A 16,989-nucleotide genomic window follows, 5' to 3' on the forward strand; every position below is an offset into this window, starting at 1 on the left:
TCCATGTCCGTTCCACCACGCTTCTCCCTCCATCTGCGCGAAAGCGCTTTTCGCCTTAGTCCGCGACGGCGCTGGCTGGTCTATGGGGTATTTTCTGCCCTGCTGGTTACGGGGCTCGCCTGGCTGGTCCTGCATTTTCTGGATGACGGTAGCGAAGGCGGAACCCTGGTGCTCGCTTGGAGCATGAAGCTGCACGGCGCGGCCGCCATGGCAGTGCTTTACCTGTTTGGAATGCTGTGGGGGCCGCATATCCGTAACGCATGGATGCGAAAACGTAATCGCGCAGCCGGAGCGTTGCTCGGCTCCCTCGCATTGATGCTGGTCGTCACGGGCTATGCGCTGTACTACGTGAATGGCCAGTTGTTGCGCCAAAGTGCAGAGTATCTTCACTGGTCTGCGGGTCTTTTGTCGTGTGTCGCCCTGTGGGTACACATCGCGGTCGGACGCCGCAAACGCAAGGTGGCCGTGTAAAGCCTGGCTGGCTGTCTTCGCACACGCGCTCGCCTGCTTTAAGTCCCATTCTGACCGCCGCATTGCAAGGCCGAAGCCTTCAGCGATGCGTGCCGCAGTTTGGCGTCTACACCCCCGCCTCAATCAACTCCGAAATCTGCACCGACGCCCGCGCAAAATCAGTCAGCGCGCGGGCGCGCTCGTGCCGATAGGTGCCGGCGGAGATAACAGCGGGCTCTTTGGCGTCGTCGTGCTGCAGGACGATGAGCATGCCGGTGTAGCGGTCGGCCTGGTAGAGGTGTTTGTTGAGCAGTTGCAGCGCGCTCGACGTCAGCGGGGTGGAGGCCGGCGAGGTCGGCGAGTGTGCGGGCGGCGGCACGGTGCGGTCTAGGCCGAATGCGAACAGTCTGGAGAAGGGTGTGTGCGTTGGTTGACCGGTCTTCGGGTCTTTGACAGGCGCGCACGCCATTGACCGGACAGCTTGCACGGTGGCTTCATCTAGGAGGACGTCGCCGCGGTGCCATTCACTGCAGGTGTTTCAGCAGATTGCTCGCGCTGAAGGTGATCGAACAGGAGTCGTGCCGCCGGTGTCAGTGTTTCCACGTTGCGCACGCACATCGATAGTTCTCGCTGGGCCCACGGTTCGTCCAGACGCAGGATCTTCATTTCCGGCATGCTATACGCGCTGGTACTGCCCTTTGGCAATATGCCGATGCCCATGCCGGTCTGCACCATTAAACAGAGCGCATCGTAACTGGATACCTCCATCCGCGGCGAGAATGTGCGGCCGGATTCGTTTGCGGCCTGCAGCATCTGGTAGTGCAGGTGTGTCCCGCTGTGCAGGGACACAACGTCGAAATCAAGTACTTCATCGAAGCAAACGCTGGCGCGGTCCGCAAGCGGGTGATCCGCTTGAAGCAAGACCACGAGTTCGTCGGTGCGAAAGGGGTGGATCTCGACGCTGGCCTCATGCGGCATGCGCGTAAAAAGCCCAATATCGGCACGGCTTTCGGCGACGCTCCGCGTGATCGCGAGGCTCTCCATCTGTTCAAGGGTCACCCGGATATTCGGGTGCTTTTCCATGAACGATTTCAGGAGTGCGGGCAAAAACTGGGTAATCGCGGAAATATTGGCGAGCAGGCGAACCGATCCCCGCTTGCCATGCGAGTACTCCCGCATCTCCGAGACGATGCCGCTGAGGTCGTTCAGGACACCGCGCGCCATGTACATCAGCGCCGTTCCGGCTTCCGTAGGTTCGATGCCCTTATTGCTGCGAATCAGGAGTTGCGATCCCAGAAGCGACTCCAGCTCGCTGAGCCGGCGACTCACGGCGGCCGCGGCAATGTGTTCGCGCTGCGAGGCAGCCGCAATGGTGCCTTCCTCAAGCACGCTGATAAACAGGCGAAGTGATTGCGGATCCAGTTTCATTGGCGTGCGTGATCCGGTGGCCCTGGCTGCTGAAGCACCATCGCAATCTGCGATGGTGAGCTCGCGAATGATTGATGTACCAACATTGGTTGGGCTTCTAACATTCATCCGCCCAGAGTTAGTCGCATGGCGCAAGTGTAGCCGCAAGCTCGAAGATCTGTCGGCCTCTTCCCACGAGCGGACAAGACCTGGCAATAACGAACGGAGACCAAATTGACTATCAACTCATCGCCAGACGCGGCAAGCACCGGGGCGTTCCGGCAGCCTGCTCTTTCGTCTACCGTACAGCGCTATGTGACGCTCGGTGGTTCCTGGGCGGCATGGCTGTTCGATGCGCTGGACGCGACCATCTTCGGTTTCGTGATGCTTGCGATTGCGAATACCTTCTCCGTTGGCCTGAGGGATGTCGTCTCCACTGTCGCATGGTTTCTGCTCGCAACAGGGATCGGTGGGCTGTTTCTGGGCAATATCGCGGACCGGATCGGACGCAAGAAGACCATTCTCGCGTCCGTGTTCATCTATGGCACCGGAACGCTGCTGTGTGGCTTCGCATCGAGCGTGCTCGAGTTGAATGTCTACCGATTCTGCGTCGGTGTGGCCGTGGGTGGCCTGTGGTCCGCTGCATCGGCACTGGTGTCTGAGATCTGGGCCCCGGAGGGCCGCGCCAAGGCCATCGCGTTCATGCAAACCGGTTGGTCAGGCGGCGGACTCCTGGCGGCATGCTTCGCATGGACGCTACTCGACCCCTCGAACCCCGATTCCTGGCGCAAGCTCTTCATGTACGCATCGATTCCTGCATACGTGACGTTTGTATTCATCCTGTTGTTCGTGAAGGAGTCGCCGGTCTGGCTTGCTAACCGAACCTACAAGGCGAAACACGCGAAGAAGTCGAGCCTGTTCGAGATCTTCCGCCCGGCCTACCTGAAGATGACCCTGCTGGGCCTGTCGATTTCGATCTTCGGCATGTACGGGTACTGGATCATCACGACCTTTACCCCGACCTATCTGCAGAGCATCCTGCATGTGCGTGTGGACCAGGCTCCGGTGTTCCTGATTTGGACCGGCATCGGTGCCACGATAGGCTATCTCGTCTACGGCCAGCTTGCCGAATTGATTGGTCGCCGCAAGTCGTTTGCGCTGTTCTTCCTGGGCATGGCGATCATGGTGCCGGTGTTCGCATACGGCGCGACATTGATGCCACTGACGGACGGAAAACTAGCATTCACAACCCGCAACATCGTCGCCATTGGCGTCCTTGCGGCACTGCTCGGCTTCTTTACCGGCTACTTCAGCGGCTTCGGCGCCTGGTATTCCGAACTATTCCCCACCAGCATTCGTTCCACGGCGGCCGGCTTCTGTTTCAACTTTGGCCGCGTGGGCGCCATCCTCGGTATCAAGCTGGTGCCGATCCTGATACCGCTGATCGGATTCACTGCGACGATTTCGCTGGCATCGGTGTCCTACCTCATTGCGTCGGCCATGGTGTTCCTGCTTCAGGAAACCAAGGGCGTGCGTCTCACCAGCGACAACTAATCTCTTCTCGAAGGAAGCCTCTGATCATGAAGAATTTCCGCATTGGGCAAATTGTCCCCAGCTCCAATACCACGATGGAGACCGAAATCCCGGCGATGCTGACCTCCCGCTACGCCGAGTTTCCCGATGAACGTTTCACGTTCCACTCAGCCCGCATGCGCATGATGCATGTCACGCCAGAGGAGCTGAAAAACATGGACGTGGCAAGCGACCGCTGCGCGCTTGAATTGAGTGATGCCCGCTGCGATGTCATGGCATATGCTTGCCTGGTCGCCATCATGAGCCAGGGCCGTGGCTATCACCGTGTTTCGCAGGAGCGTCTGGCCAGGATTACCGAGCAGAACAACGCCCCCACGCCTGTGCTCAGTTCCGCCGGAGCCCTGATAGACGCCATCCATGTACAGGGCTACAAGAAGGTTGCAATCATCACGCCATACATGAAGCCGCTCACGCAAACAGTGATCGACTATATCGAGGATTCCGGTATCGAAGTCACCGATTCAATCAGCCTGGAAGTATCGGACAATCTTGCCGTGGGTCGGCTCGATCCGGCAAACCTTGTCGGCCATGCGGATCGCCTCAACATCAGCGGCGCCGATGCGGTCGTGCTGTCGGCATGCGTGCAGATGCCGTCGCTGCCATCAATTCAGGTGGTCGAAGACCGGCTCGATCGGCCTGTGTTCTCGGCGGCGACTTCTACGGTCTACCAGATGCTGAAGACGCTTGGGCTGAAGGCGAAGGTTCCGAGTGCAGGTTATCTGCTGTCCGGAGCATTCTGAATCGAGCAAACCGGACTGATTGAAGATGCCATGACGACGACCTCTGTAAAAATGGTTGCCATCCTGGATGCCCGCCAGGGCACCGCCCGCACGGTGGCCGACTAGTCGCCCGTGAAGGGGAGGGCGGAGATCGTCGTCTTTGGCGACCACGTCGACGATGAAGACTGCACCGTCGAGCGACTGCGCGATTGATGTGATTCGCGCGATGTGCGAGCGCACGTCCTCCCTGCGCAACTTGACGCAACGAGGCCATCGGTGTCATCAAGCAGAGTTGTCGACGCGTATGGAAAACCAACGGCGGCTATCACCCCCGCTCGCCGGCGACGTACCACCCGGATTCTGGCGCAGGATCTCGCACGCGCGCGGCAGTCGAAGCTGGGTCTTGAGCTGGTTGAGGAGCGGCCCGGCGGTCTGCGTTACAAATGCGGGGAACGGCTATTTCACGTTGTTCCAGTCCGCCGGAGGTGTCTCCGGGGCCCATACGCGAATGGGGTGGGAAGTCTCTGACATCAAGGCGACGGTTCGCGAGCTGTGGCAGCGCGGGGTGACGTTTGAGGAATACGGCCTTCCTGGGCTGAAGACCGTCAACAGCATTGCACGCATTGAAGGAGATTACCCGTCCAAGGCTGGGGGGGCGGAAAGGGGGCGTGGTTCCGAGACAATGAAGGCAATCTTCTAGGCATCGGGCAAACCGTTTCTCGAGCGCGACTCTGGGCCGCTGCACGTTGCGATGGCAGCATGCCTGCTCCGCTGTGGGCGAAAAAAAGGGCGACCGCCCGGTCGCCCTCCTTCTAGGCGATGTGCGTCAGCACCGGTGTGCCGAAGCCATGCACGGCCCAATCAGCGGGACTTCTTTGCAATGTCCTTCGCTGCTTCCTTGACGTCTCCCGCGTCCTTGCGCGCTTGGCCACCGGCCTGCTGGAGGTCGCCCTTCAGTTCGCGTGCAGGATTATTGGTCGCTTTGCCCAGGGCCTCGTTGACCTTGCCCTTCATTTTCTCGACCGTACCTTTCACTTGATCCTTGTTCATGGTCTGCTCCTTTGAAAAAGCGCTCTTGCGCACTGCGGATTCGTAGCAGTTCGCGTGCCTATGGCGTTTCCCCGGGCAACGGCATTACGAATCCGGTGTCCCAAGCGCCTTATTGATCCGCAGCGCCACCAGCGTCCCCACCACCCCTGAGAGCAGGTACAGGCTGACCGCGCCAAGGCCGAACAGCGACGACAAGCCTAGCGCCACGAGCGGTGCGAATGCCGCACCGAACAGCCAGCCGAAATCGGTCGTCAGGGCGGCACCGGTATAGCGGAATCGACTCTCAAAGTTGGACGTCACCACGCCCGCCGCCTGGCCATAGGACAGCCCCAGCAGACCGAAGCCGACCAGGATGAAAATGTCCTGGCCCGCAACACCGCCATCGAGCAGCCAAGGTGCGGCCAGGCTGAAGATGCCAATCAGCACGGCCATAGCCGCCAAGGTGGTGCGTCGACCGAATCGGTCGGCAATCAGGCCGGAAACTAGCGTCCCCACAAACGCGATCGCAGCGCCGATGATCTGGACGGTCAGCACGGCAGGCACGCTCTGTGTCTTGCGCAGCGACACCCATGACAGCGGAAACACGGTGACCAGGTGGAACAGCGCATAGCTGGCAAGTGCGGCAAAGGCCCCCAGGAAGATGTTGAACCCTTGCGCGTTCACCATCTGCAGGGTGCTGATGGGTTCCAGCTGTTCTTCCTCGAGCAGTTGCGTGTATTCGTGCGTCACCACCAGCCGCAGCCGCGCAAATAGCGCCACCACGTTGATGGCGAAGGCGACGTAGAACGGATAACGCCAGCCCCAATCGATGAATTCCTGAAACGTCAGGCTGGTATAGAGGAACAGGAACAGCGCCCCGGCGATGATGAACCCGGTCGGGGCGCCCAACTGCCCGACCATGGCGTACCAGCCGCGCTTGTTTTCAGGGGAGTTCAGCGCCAGCAAAGAGGGCAGGCCATCCCACGAGCCGCCAAACGCGATGCCCTGCATGAAGCGGAAGAGCGCCAGCAAATAGATGGCCGAATGGCCGATCGTTGCGTACGACGGCAAGAACGCAATGCCCACCGTGGCCGTGCCAAGTAGGAAGAGCGACGCCGTCAGTTTGGTACTGCGCCCCCATCGGCGCTGGATGCGCATGAACAGCGCCGTGCCGAACGGGCGCCCGATAAAGGCGAAGGAAAAGACCGTGAAGCTGAACAGCAGACCGGCCAATTCACTGGCAAACGGAAAGTAGACCGAAGGGAACACCAGCACCGACGCGATGCCGTAGACGAAAAAGTCGAAGTACTCCGACGCGCGCCCGATCACGACGCCTATGGCAATCTCTGCCGGGGCAACTTCATGGTGTCCCGGGGCGGGCGGGGCAGTGGGCGACGCGCGATGCTGGTGGGTCAGACTTGCCATCGTTGAGTCTCCATCGGGATTCGGGGGAGGGGTTGTCGTACAGCGATCAAAAAGTCCGTCATCACAAGACCAGAATAGCGCCTAAACTGCAACGACAAGTCGAAAGATCGTTGGGCCATCCCAGCGCGACGTTAATCAAACGCCACTTCCGAGACCCATGCCACGCTTCAATGCAGTAGTGACACCCCTTGGAATTACGGGAAGGTCGCTTTGGCGAGGTGCAGCAATTGCCTTGTTGGTGACCCTCACAGGTTGTAGCCACGCGGTGCTGTTGTCGCCGGCTGGCGACATGGCGGTGCGACAGCGGGATTTGATCATCATCGCGACATGTCTGATGTTGCTGATCATCGTCCCGGTGATCGTTCTGACCCTGTTGTTTGCATGGCGGTATCGGGAGAGCGCTGAAAACGCGCACTACAACCCCGATTGGGATCATTCCACCGTGCTGGAGCTGGCCATCTGGGCCGCACCGCTCCTGATCATCATCACGCTGGGCGCCGTCACCTGGGTCAGCACCCATCAACTCGATCCGTATCGGCCGCTGACACGGCTGGATCACGACCGTCCGGTGCCCGCCGAGACCAAGCCGCTTACCGTGGAAGTCGTGGCAATGGACTGGAAGTGGCTGTTCGTGTATCCCGAGCAGGGCATTGCCACCGTCAACGAGCTGGCTGCACCGGTCGACCGCCCCATTGCGTTCCGGATCACGGCCACCACGGTCATGAACGCGTTCTTCGTGCCGTCTCTGGCGGGCATGGTCTATGCCATGCCGGGCATGGAAACCAAGCTTCATGCGGTGATCAACCGGCCTGGCGTCTATGACGGGCTCTCGTCCAACTACAGCGGCGCGGGCTTCTCGCACATGCGGTTCAAATTCCACGGACTGTCGAACGACGAGTTCGACCGGTGGGTCCAGCAGGTCAAGTCGTCGGGCACGTCGCTGTCGAAGGACGCTTACCTGAAGCTCGCCAAGCCCAGCGAGAGCGAACCCGTGCAGCGCTATGCCAGCGTGGCGCCGGACCTTTATGACCGCATCCTGAACCGCTGTGTGGATGGCCAGGCATGCCTGGCCGACACCATGGCGAGCAACCGCAACGTGAAGCGCTTCGATCCGTCGGCGGAAATCTGTACCGCCAGCAATACGGTCGATGTCATGCCCATGTTTGCGCCGGATGCGGCCATCAACGACGGTCGAAGGTTGTTGCGGTAAGCGGCGACACGCCCGTTCGGCTTTTCAGCTCTTTCCGCCCCGTTGATGTTGTTCGCCAACATTGATCGGCCAGAATTGGTGTCAATACAGGCACAGGTGACATCCATGCCCGAGCGTTCTGAACTCGCCAACATGATTTTTGGCCGCCTGACGTGGGAGGCCATTCCGTATCACGAGCCGATCCTGCTCGCCACCTTCGCGGTCGTCGCGCTGGTCGGCCTCGTGCTGGTCGGTGCGCTGACGTACTTCCGCCTCTGGGGCTACCTCTGGCGTGAATGGTTCACCAGCATCGACCACAAGAAGATCGGCATCATGTACGTCGTGCTGGGCATCGTGATGTTGCTGCGCGGCTTTGCCGATGCCGTCATGATGCGGATACAGCAGGCGGTGGCCTTTGGCGACAACCTGGGGTACCTGCCGCCGCACCACTACGACCAGATCTTCACCGCGCACGGCGTGATCATGATCTTCTTCGTCGCCATGCCGCTGGTGACGGGGCTCATGAACTTTGTCATGCCGCTGCAGATTGGCGCCCGCGACGTGGCGTTCCCCTTCCTCAACAACTTCAGCTTCTGGATGACCACCGGCGGCGCCGTCCTGGTGATGATGTCTCTGTTCGTGGGCGAATTCGCACGCACCGGTTGGCTGGCCTATCCGCCGCTGTCAGGCATTCTTGCCAGCCCCGATGTGGGTGTCGATTACTACATTTGGGCGCTACAGATAGCGGGCGTCGGGACCGTGCTATCGGGCATCAACCTGCTGGTCACCATCGTTAAGATGCGCGCGCCCGGCATGACGTTGATGCGCATGCCGATCTTCACCTGGACAGCGTTGTGCACGAACACGCTGATCGTTGCCGCCTTTCCGGTGTTGACGGCCGCAGTGACGCTGCTCGCCCTGGACCGTTACCTTGGCACCCATTTCTTTACGGTCGAGCAGGGCGGCAGCGCGATGATGTATGTGAACCTGATCTGGATCTGGGGGCACCCCGAGGTCTATATCCTGGTGCTGCCCGCGTTCGGCATCTTCTCGGAGGTGGTGGCCACGTTTTCCCGCAAGCGCCTGTTCGGCTACGCGTCGATGGTGTACGCCACGGTCGTGATCACCGTGCTGTCGTACCTCGTCTGGCTCCACCACTTTTTCACCATGGGCTCGGGCGCCAGCGTCAACTCGTTCTTCGGGATCACGACGATGATCATCTCGATCCCGACAGGCGCCAAGATCTTCAATTGGCTGTTCACGATGTATCACGGCAAGATCCGCTTCGAACCGCCCATGCTGTGGACGATCGGGTTCATGGTGACGTTCGTCATTGGCGGCATGACAGGTGTGCTGCTGGCGGTGCCGCCGGCGGACTTCTCGCTGCACAACAGCCTCTTCCTGATTGCACACTTCCACAACGTGATCATCGGCGGCGTGCTGTTTGGCCTCATGGCCGGCATTACCTACTGGTTTCCCAAGGCCTTTGGGTACCGCCTCGTTTCATCGTGGGGCAAGGCGTCGTTCTGGTTCTGGTTTGTCGGCTTCTACATCGCGTTCATGCCGTTGTACTGGCTGGGCATGCTTGGGGTCACACGCCGCATGAACCATTTCGACGATCCGTCCTTGCAGATATGGTTCCAGATTGCCGCATTGGGCGCCTTGCTGATCGCCGTCGGCATTGCCTGCTTCCTGATCCAGCTTGTGGTCAGCTTCCTCCGTCGGGAAGAACTGCGCGACACGACCGGCGACCCGTGGAATGGCCGCACGTTGGAGTGGTCCACATCGTCGCCGCCGCCGCAGTACAACTTCGCAATGACGCCGCTCGTACATGACGCCGACGCCTGGTGGCAGATGAAGCAGTACGGTTACAAGCGTCCTCAGGAAGGCTTCAAGCCGATCCACATGCCCAAGGGTACCGCTGCCGGCATTGTGCTGGCGGGGCTCTCCACGTTGTGCGGTTTTGCGCTGATCTGGCATATCTGGTGGCTGGCCATCGCGTCGTTCGCGGCCACGATCCTCTCGGCGATCATTCATACCTTCAACTACAAGCGCGACTACTACATTCCGGCGGAAGAGGTGATCCGCACCGAAGCATCGCGCACGCAACTGATGGCAGGCCATGGCTGAAACGACCGCATCTCTGCATGTGACCGGCCCCAGCGGTACCACCACGGTGGATGACATACCGCCGGGCGGCTACCAGTTCCACGTCACCGAAGAACCGCACGTGCCAAACGGCACGCTGCTCGGATTCTGGCTGTACCTGATGAGCGACTGCCTGATCTTCGCGTGCCTGTTTGCCGCCTATGGCGTCCTGGGCCGTGAGTACGCAGGCGGGCCGACGGGGGCAGAATTGTTTGAGTTGCCTCTGGTGGCGCTCAACACATCGTTCCTGCTGCTGTCGTCCATCACATACGGCTTTGCGATGCTGCAGATGCAGCAGAACAAGATCTCGGCCATGCAGATCTGGCTGGCCATCACGTGGGTGTTCGGTGCGGCGTTTCTTGCAGTGGAACTCTATGAATTCGCGCACCTGATCCACGAGGGCGCGGGGCCGACGCGTAGTGCATTCCTGACTTCGTTCTTCTCGCTGGTCGGCACGCACGGGCTGCACGTGACGTTTGGCCTGATCTGGCTGATCGTGCTGATGGTGCAAGTGTCCAAGCACGGTCTGATCACGGCCAACAAGCGTCGGCTGATGTGCCTGTCGATGTTCTGGCACTTTCTGGACGTCGTCTGGATCGGCGTCTTTACCTTCGTCTACCTGATGGGAACGTTGCCATGAGCGCGCACGATCAAACGATGAACGGCCACGGTCATGGCCACGAAGGCCATCATCACGAAGAAGAGATCGGGCCGCACGCCACTCTCGGCGGTTACCTGACGGGCTTCGTGCTGTCTGTCTTCCTGACGGCGATCCCGTTCTGGCTGGTGATGGCGAACGTCTTCGACAGATCGTCAACCACCGCCGTGACGATCCTGCTCATCGGCGCGGTGCAGATCGTGGTACACATGATTTTTTTCCTGCACATGAACGCCAAATCCGAAGGCGGTTGGAACATGCTGTCGCTGATGTTCACGTTGGTGTTGGTCGTCATCACGCTCAGCGGTTCGCTTTGGGTGATGTACCACCTGAATACAAACATGATGCCGCACATGCAGCCCGCGCAGACGACGCCTACCGTCCTGCCGGCCCGAACGCAATAGACGCAATGGGCCTGCATGCGCGCTCCAGAAATCATCGTGACCGACGACGCCGATGACGAATCGATTCAGATCATCGGCAATGGGCTGAACCACTTCAACGATACGCACGTCGGCTATGGTGACCGCCGGCCGCTAGCAGTGCTCGTCCGCGATCCCGACAGCGGCGATGTGGTGGGTGGTGCGAGCGGCCGTACATCGCTCGGGCTCCTGTTTCTTGATCTCTTCCATCTGCCCGAAACGTTACGCGGCATGGGTATTGGCACCGAGGTGTTGCGCAGGTTTGAAGAAGAAGGGCGCCGACGCGGTTGTCGCTCGGCGGTGGTCTATACGATCAGCTTTCAGGTGCCAGGGTTTCACGAACGCAACGGCTGGGTGCGGTTCGGAGAGGTACCCTGCGATCCGCCCGGTACGAGCCGGGTCTTCCTCTGCAAGGCGCTGTGAGTGAAGCCTTCAAGGTTTCACGTTTTCCTGCGCCGCGGCTTCGAGGTATTCCAGAAAGCGGCTAGCGACCGGCTCTGCATCGCCCGTGCGTCGTAACGACAGCACGGGCGATTCTTTTTTGCCGCCGGCCAGCGGCACAAAGCTGACGCGTGCGTCGCCGGCGTGTTGCAGCGTCTTGGGGACGAGCGCCACGCCCATGCCGAACCCCACCATCGTCACCACCGTTTGCCACAGCCGCGCCTCGTGACGGATCACCGGGCTGAAGCCGGCATCAACGCACAGCGCGATGATCAGGTCGTGATAGTGCGGCGATACCGTGCGCGGGAAGAGGATGAACGGGGCTTGCGCGAGCGCGTCCAGCGCCAAGCTCTTGCGACGGGCCAAGGCATGGCCAGCGGGCAGGCAGACCAGGAAGGGTTCCGAGAAGATGGGCGTGGAAACGACTTCGGCGGGAAACGTTCCCCAATACGCGCAGCCTAGGTCGATCTGCTGACGCTGGATGGCTTGGACCTGCTCGCCGGTGTTCATTTCGCGCAGGATGATCTCGACGGCGGGGTGGTCGGCCTCGAAGCGTTGCACCGCGCGTGGCAGGCCGCGATACAGCATCGAATTGACGAAACCGACGCGAAGCCGGCCTGCCAGCCCATGCGCGGAGCGCTGCGTGATGCGTTCCACTTCGGCCGCCTGCTGTAACAGCTTGCGCGCCTCGTCCAATAAAACCTGGCCGGCGTTGGTGAGCGCGACGCTCTTGTTGGTGCGTGCCAGCAACTGCACGCCCAGTTGATCCTCGAACTTGCGGATATCGAAGCTCAGCGCTGGCTGCGAGATGAACAGCCGTTGCGCCGCTCGCCCGAAGTGCAGTTCTTCCGCCACGGCAACGAAATAGCGCAGCTGCTTCAGGTCCATGGCGGTGTTGTCTGACGATAAGGAATACTTATCGTACAGGACAAAAGCTGTATTGGACGATTATCGATGGCGTTTCTATGCTGGCCGGACAAAACAGGAGACAGCGAGGCCACCCGCATGAACGACATCGCCCGCGACCCGCTTAGGACCCAGTCCGGCGGCCATCAGAACATCCCCGACAGCCGGGGCATCAATTTCTTCCACGTCGATCCTGACCTCGGGCGCCTCTTGCGGCTGTACCTGGGTGACGCCCCCTACCGCGAGCTTGAACCGCAGCTCAAGTCGCTTGGCCAACGCGTCTCCGATGAACTTGACGCCTGGGCCATCAGCGCGGATCACAACCCGCCGCAGCTACGCCACCGCACTCGACGTGGCGAAGCCCTGCAGACCATCGACAAGCACCCCGATTACGTTGCGCTGGAGCGCGTGGCCTATGCCGAGCTGGGGCTTGCGTCGATGAGCCACGTCGGTAATGCGTCGCCACCCCTCGTCAAATACGCGCTCACGTATTTGTTCGTGCAGGCCGAGTTCGGTTTGTGCTGTCCGGTCAGCATGACGGATTCGCTCACGCGCACGCTGCGCAAATTTGGCGATCCGGCTCTCCTGGCGCGCTACCTGCCGATGCTGGCCTCGCGCGACTTCGATGTGCTGTACCAGGGCGCGATGTTCATGACCGAGCAGGCGGCCGGTTCCGACGTCGCCCGCATCGCTACGCGCGCCGCGCTGGAAACCGCGCCCGACGGCACGCAAACCTGGCGCCTGTACGGCGACAAATGGTTCTGTTCCAACGCCGATGCCGATCTCGCCATGGTGCTCGCCCGCCCGGACGGCGCACCATCGGGTATCAACGGCCTGGCGCTGTTCCTGTTGCCCAAGACGCTGCGCGATGGGTCGCGCAATCACTACCGTATCGTCCGCCTGAAAGACAAGCTGGGCACCCGTTCGATGGCCAGCGGCGAGATCGCGCTCGAAGGGGCCACCGCATACCTGATTGGCGAGATCGGCCGCGGCTTCCATCAGATGGCCGACATGATCAACATGTCGCGCCTGTCGAATGGTGTGCGCGCTGCCGGCCTGATGCGCCGCGCCACCACTGAAGCGTTGCACATTGCGCGCAACCGAGAAGCCTTCGGCCGCAAGCTGATCGATATGCCGTTGATGCAGCGCCAGCTCCTGAAGATGCTGTTGCCAACGGAGCAGGCGCGCTCGATGTTCATGCAGATCGCGCAACTGCTACCCCTGGCCGACGCAGGCGATGCGCAAGCCGCCAAATGCGTGCGCATCCTGACACCGCTCATCAAGTTCCGCGCTTGCCGCGATGCGCGCCGCGTGACAGGGGACGCGATGGAAGTGCGCGGTGGCACCGGCTACATCGAAGAATGGAGCGATGCGCGTCTCGTGCGTGACGCACATCTGGGCTCCATCTGGGAGGGCACGAGCAACATCGTCGCGCTAGACATTGCCCGGGCCGTGAAGCGCGAAGGCGCGCTGGAACCGCTGCGCGCGCATCTCGTCGGCCTGCTCGATGGCGTGACGTTGCCGGCGCAGAGCGACGCTTTGTTGCGAGCCACGCTCGACCGCGTATGCCGTTCAATCGCAAAGGTGGCGGAAGACGGCAGCGACGAACTCGCGCGTCAGGCGGGCTCCGCGCTGTATCACATCACCACCGCGATCTTCATGGCGGTAGAGGGCATACGTCTGGCGCCGGACCATCGTCGTTTGGCGCTGGCGCATCTGGTGCTGCGTCACAAGCTGCTGCCGATCGATCCCCTGGCCTTGCCCGCGAGCGATGACGGATTGCTGTTCGATTCGCTTGTCAAGCAGCGCGAGGTTCCGTTTGCGCTGGCCATGCGGGCGTTGCCGGCCGGAGAGGCGCAATGAGCGCGATCGATGGCGCGTTGCACGGCCTGAAAGTCATCGACCTGAGCCGCGTGCTCGGCGGCCCGTATTGCACGCAGGCGCTGGCCGATCACGGCGCGCAGGTCATCAAGCTCGAACCGCCCGTCGGCGACGAGACCCGCACCTGGGGCCCGCCCTTCGACGCGAGCGATACCGCCTGGTACTTCAACGGTGTCAACCGCAACAAGCTGGGCATCTCCGTCGATTTGTCCTGTGAGGAGGGCCGCGCGGTGCTCTGGCAATTGCTCGAAGACGCCGACGTGCTGGTCGAGAACTTCAAGCCCGGAACGCTTGCCCGCTGGGGCATGGATTTCGAGCGCGACCTGCAACCGCGTTTTCCGCGCTTGATCCACTGCGCCGTCTCCGGCTTCGGCCCCGATGGCCCGCTTGGTGGGTTGCCCGGCTACGATGCCGCCATCCAGGCGATGGCCGGCCTGATGAGCGTCAACGGCGAGCGCGACGGCGGCCCGATGCGCGTCGGCCTGCCGATCGTCGATATGGTGACTGGGCTCAACGCGCTCGCCGGCATCTTGCTCGCCCTGGCCGAGCGGGAAAAGAGCGGCCGCGGGCAATCGATCGACATCGCGTTGTATGACTGCGGCGTATCGCTGCTGCATCCGCATCTGCCCAACTACTTCGGCTCGGGCAAGGTGCCGCAGCGCAGCGGCAATGCCCACCCGAACATCGCACCGTACGACAGCTACCAGACGGGCACCGCGCCGATCTTTCTGGCGGTGGGCAACGATCGCCAGTTCGCCAGGCTATGCGCGCATGTCGGTGCGGCTGGGTTGGCGCAAGACGCGCGCTTTGCCGACAACCGCAGCCGCTGCGCACACCGCGCGGAACTCAAGGTGGCGCTGGAAGCGCAACTGGCACGCTTCGATTGCGAGACGCTCGCGCAAGACCTGATCCATAGCGGTGTACCGTGCGGGCCGGTGTTGAGTGTCGACGTGGTGGCGCGCCATCCGCATACGCTGCACCGGCAGATGGTGGTCGAGCTGGGTGAGTACCGCGGGACCGGCTCGCCGATCAAGCTGTCGCGCACGCCGGCCACGTATCGCAATGCACCGCCCGCGCTCGGTGCCGATACCGATGCCGTGCTCGCGTCGCTCGGCATTGACGCCGACACCCGGCGGCGCCTGTTCCAGGCCGGCATTCTGAAATGAAGTAACCCAGGTTCACCACGACACGGCAGACAGCCCGGCAGAGGCTGCGCCAAACCGGCAGTACCACCAAGGAGACCAACATGCCTCACCAGCCTGCGCCCCATGTCGCCGCGGCCGCAAACCTCCAGCCGCGCCGGGCCGCGGTTGCCGCGTTCATCGGCACGACCATCGAGTGGTACGACTTCTATATCTACGGCCTCGCTGCCGCACTTGTGTTCGGCAAAGTGTTCTTCTCCAGGACGCTGGACCCCGGCATCGCCACGCTGCTCTCGTTCGTCACGCTGTGGGCCGGCTTTGCGGCGCGGCCCATCGGCGGGATCATCTTCGGGCATCTGGGCGACAAGATCGGCCGCAAGACCACGCTCATCATCACGCTCATCCTCATGGGCGTGGCGACGATGGGCATCGGCCTGCTGCCGGGCTATGCGCAGATCGGCCTATGGGCGCCGGTCGGGTTGGTTGTGCTGCGCGTGATCCAGGGCGTGGCCGTGGGCGGCGAGTGGGGCGGTGCGGTCCTGATTGCCAGCGAAAACGCGCCCAAGCGCAAGAGCATTCTGTACTCGGCGTTTGCTCAGCAGGGTTCGCCTACGGGCAACCTGCTGGCAACGCTGGTGTTCTTCGCGCTGAGTGCGCTGCCGACACCGCAGTTCATGCTGTGGGGCTGGCGCGTGCCGTTCCTGCTGTCGGCGCTGCTGGTGATCGTCGGCATGGTCATCCGCCTGAAGCTGGAGGAGTCGGACGACATGAAGCGCGTGCTGGCACAGAAGAAGACCGTCAAACTGCCGCTCAAAGATGTCGTGCGCGACCACTGGGGCCTCGTGCTGCTGGGTGCCGGTACGCTGCCGCTCATTCATGTGACGTACCTGAAAAGCAACTTCGCGCTGGCGTGGGCCACGAAGGAACTCGGCTACGCCCAGGACACCTTCCTCGGCATCATCGCGATTGCGCTGGTGGTGCAGTTCATCACGCAGCCACTCGGTGCATGGCTGGTCTCGCGCATGGATATGCGTCGTGCGATCTGCCTGATGGTGCTGCCGGAGTTTCTGCTCATGCCGGTGATGTTCTTTGCCATCGAGACGAAGGTGGTCTGGATTGCTCTGCTCGGCATGTGTCTGGCGACGATTCCGCACTCGATGTTCTATGGCGCCATCGGCGGCATTCTGGCGCGCGTGTTTCCGACGCGCGTCCGCTATACGGGGTTGTCGCTGGCGTATCAGCTGTGCTCGCTCGTGGTGGGTGGCGGCACGCCGGTATTTGCGCAGTGGATGCTCAACAGCAGCGGCAACATCGTCGGCGTGGCGGTGTCATCGGCGCTGTATGCGCTGGTGTCGCTGGCATGCACGCTGGTACTGCTCAACCGCACCGGATATCGCGCAGACGAACTGTCCACCGCCGAACGCGCAGATGCAATGGAGTTGGGGCAGGGTGATGCCGATGTCTCCCGGCCGCTCGCCGGCCCGGTGGGCAAGCCTGTGGCTGCTGTCTGAGTTGTTGGGGCCACCGCGTCCTACACGAAACGCGCGGTGGCGCAACTGCCGCACCTTCCCTACGATGA

At 61.7% G+C, this 16,989-nt stretch carries 16 protein-coding genes; 11 read left to right on the forward strand and 5 right to left on the reverse strand.

What is annotated here, in order from left to right; all coding sequences use genetic code 11:
- Positions 1-3: 3 nt before the first annotated feature.
- A complete protein-coding gene (locus tag AAHM38_RS13160; RefSeq protein ID WP_116576597.1) occupies positions 4-471 on the forward strand; it encodes a hypothetical protein in 468 nt (155 codons plus the stop codon).
- A gap of 106 nt (positions 472-577) precedes the next feature.
- Here the strand turns inward: AAHM38_RS13160 and AAHM38_RS13165 are convergent, their stop codons facing one another.
- Complete coding sequence (locus tag AAHM38_RS13165) at positions 578-919, reverse strand: hypothetical protein (RefSeq protein WP_116576598.1); 342 nt, start codon at positions 917-919, stop codon at positions 578-580.
- 29 nt (positions 920-948) lie between these two features.
- Complete coding sequence (locus AAHM38_RS13170; RefSeq protein WP_012762058.1) at positions 949-1,878, reverse strand: LysR family transcriptional regulator; 930 nt, start codon at positions 1,876-1,878, stop codon at positions 949-951.
- Positions 1,879-2,091: 213 nt separating this feature from the next.
- Between AAHM38_RS13170 and AAHM38_RS13175 the strand changes: the two genes are divergently transcribed.
- Both AAHM38_RS13175 and AAHM38_RS13180 read left to right on the forward strand, forming a co-directional pair.
- Complete coding sequence (locus AAHM38_RS13175; RefSeq protein WP_116576599.1) at positions 2,092-3,411, forward strand: MFS transporter; 1,320 nt, start codon at positions 2,092-2,094, stop codon at positions 3,409-3,411.
- A 26-nt stretch (positions 3,412-3,437) separates the two neighbouring features.
- Positions 3,438-4,190 carry a maleate cis-trans isomerase family protein gene (locus AAHM38_RS13180; RefSeq protein WP_009238044.1) on the forward strand — a complete coding sequence of 251 codons (753 nt, stop codon included), beginning with the start codon at positions 3,438-3,440 and terminating at the stop codon, positions 4,188-4,190.
- Positions 4,191-5,030: 840 nt separating this feature from the next.
- Here the strand turns inward: AAHM38_RS13180 and AAHM38_RS13185 are convergent.
- Positions 5,031-5,219 carry a CsbD family protein gene (locus AAHM38_RS13185; protein ID WP_004627028.1) on the reverse strand — a complete coding sequence of 63 codons (189 nt, stop codon included), beginning with the start codon at positions 5,217-5,219 and terminating at the stop codon, positions 5,031-5,033.
- An 84-nt stretch (positions 5,220-5,303) separates the two neighbouring features.
- Positions 5,304-6,623 (reverse strand): MFS transporter, encoded by a 1,320-nt coding sequence (locus tag AAHM38_RS13190; protein ID WP_009238046.1) that lies wholly within the window; start codon positions 6,621-6,623, stop codon positions 5,304-5,306.
- A 157-nt stretch (positions 6,624-6,780) separates the two neighbouring features.
- Between AAHM38_RS13190 and cyoA the strand changes: the two genes are divergently transcribed.
- From cyoA to AAHM38_RS13215, 5 genes are all read left to right on the forward strand, one after another.
- Positions 6,781-7,833 carry a ubiquinol oxidase subunit II gene (gene cyoA, locus AAHM38_RS13195; RefSeq protein WP_012762057.1) on the forward strand — a complete coding sequence of 351 codons (1,053 nt, stop codon included), beginning with the start codon at positions 6,781-6,783 and terminating at the stop codon, positions 7,831-7,833.
- A gap of 105 nt (positions 7,834-7,938) precedes the next feature.
- Positions 7,939-9,942: a cytochrome o ubiquinol oxidase subunit I gene (gene cyoB / locus AAHM38_RS13200; protein ID WP_116576609.1), complete on the forward strand. Its 2,004-nt coding sequence runs from the start codon at positions 7,939-7,941 to the stop codon at positions 9,940-9,942.
- Entirely contained in the window at positions 9,935-10,600 is a 666-nt protein-coding gene (gene cyoC / locus AAHM38_RS13205; protein WP_116576600.1) for a cytochrome o ubiquinol oxidase subunit III, read from the forward strand. The genes cyoB and cyoC overlap by 8 nt, the downstream gene beginning before the upstream one ends.
- A complete protein-coding gene (gene cyoD, locus AAHM38_RS13210; RefSeq protein WP_116576601.1) occupies positions 10,597-11,022 on the forward strand; it encodes a cytochrome o ubiquinol oxidase subunit IV in 426 nt (141 codons plus the stop codon). The genes cyoC and cyoD overlap by 4 nt, the downstream gene beginning before the upstream one ends.
- A 15-nt stretch (positions 11,023-11,037) precedes the next feature.
- Positions 11,038-11,463, forward strand: coding sequence for a GNAT family N-acetyltransferase (locus tag AAHM38_RS13215; protein WP_012762055.1), 426 nt, complete (start codon positions 11,038-11,040; stop codon positions 11,461-11,463).
- Positions 11,464-11,472: 9 nt separating this feature from the next.
- Here AAHM38_RS13215 and AAHM38_RS13220 read toward each other — a convergent pair whose 3' ends face one another.
- Entirely contained in the window at positions 11,473-12,369 is an 897-nt protein-coding gene (locus AAHM38_RS13220) for a LysR family transcriptional regulator (RefSeq protein ID WP_116576602.1), read from the reverse strand.
- Positions 12,370-12,486: 117 nt separating this feature from the next.
- Here AAHM38_RS13220 and AAHM38_RS13225 point away from each other — a divergent pair, with 117 nt between their 5' ends.
- The 3 genes from AAHM38_RS13225 to AAHM38_RS13235 all read left to right on the forward strand — a co-directional run bounded on the left by AAHM38_RS13225 (position 12,487) and on the right by AAHM38_RS13235 (position 16,921).
- On the forward strand, positions 12,487-14,250 hold the full coding sequence (locus AAHM38_RS13225; RefSeq protein ID WP_116576603.1) for an acyl-CoA dehydrogenase family protein: 1,764 nt from the start codon (positions 12,487-12,489) through the stop codon (positions 14,248-14,250).
- Complete coding sequence (locus tag AAHM38_RS13230; RefSeq protein WP_012762052.1) at positions 14,247-15,434, forward strand: CaiB/BaiF CoA transferase family protein; 1,188 nt, start codon at positions 14,247-14,249, stop codon at positions 15,432-15,434. The genes AAHM38_RS13225 and AAHM38_RS13230 overlap by 4 nt, the downstream gene beginning before the upstream one ends.
- 80 nt (positions 15,435-15,514) lie before the next feature.
- Positions 15,515-16,921 (forward strand): MFS transporter, encoded by a 1,407-nt coding sequence (locus AAHM38_RS13235; RefSeq protein ID WP_116576604.1) that lies wholly within the window; start codon positions 15,515-15,517, stop codon positions 16,919-16,921.
- Positions 16,922-16,989: the final 68 nt, after the last annotated feature.

Origin of the sequence: Ralstonia sp. OTU4908 (assembly GCF_038440115.1) — a bacterium.
In the GTDB taxonomy this organism is placed as follows: Bacteria; Pseudomonadota; Gammaproteobacteria; order Burkholderiales; family Burkholderiaceae; genus Ralstonia; species Ralstonia pickettii.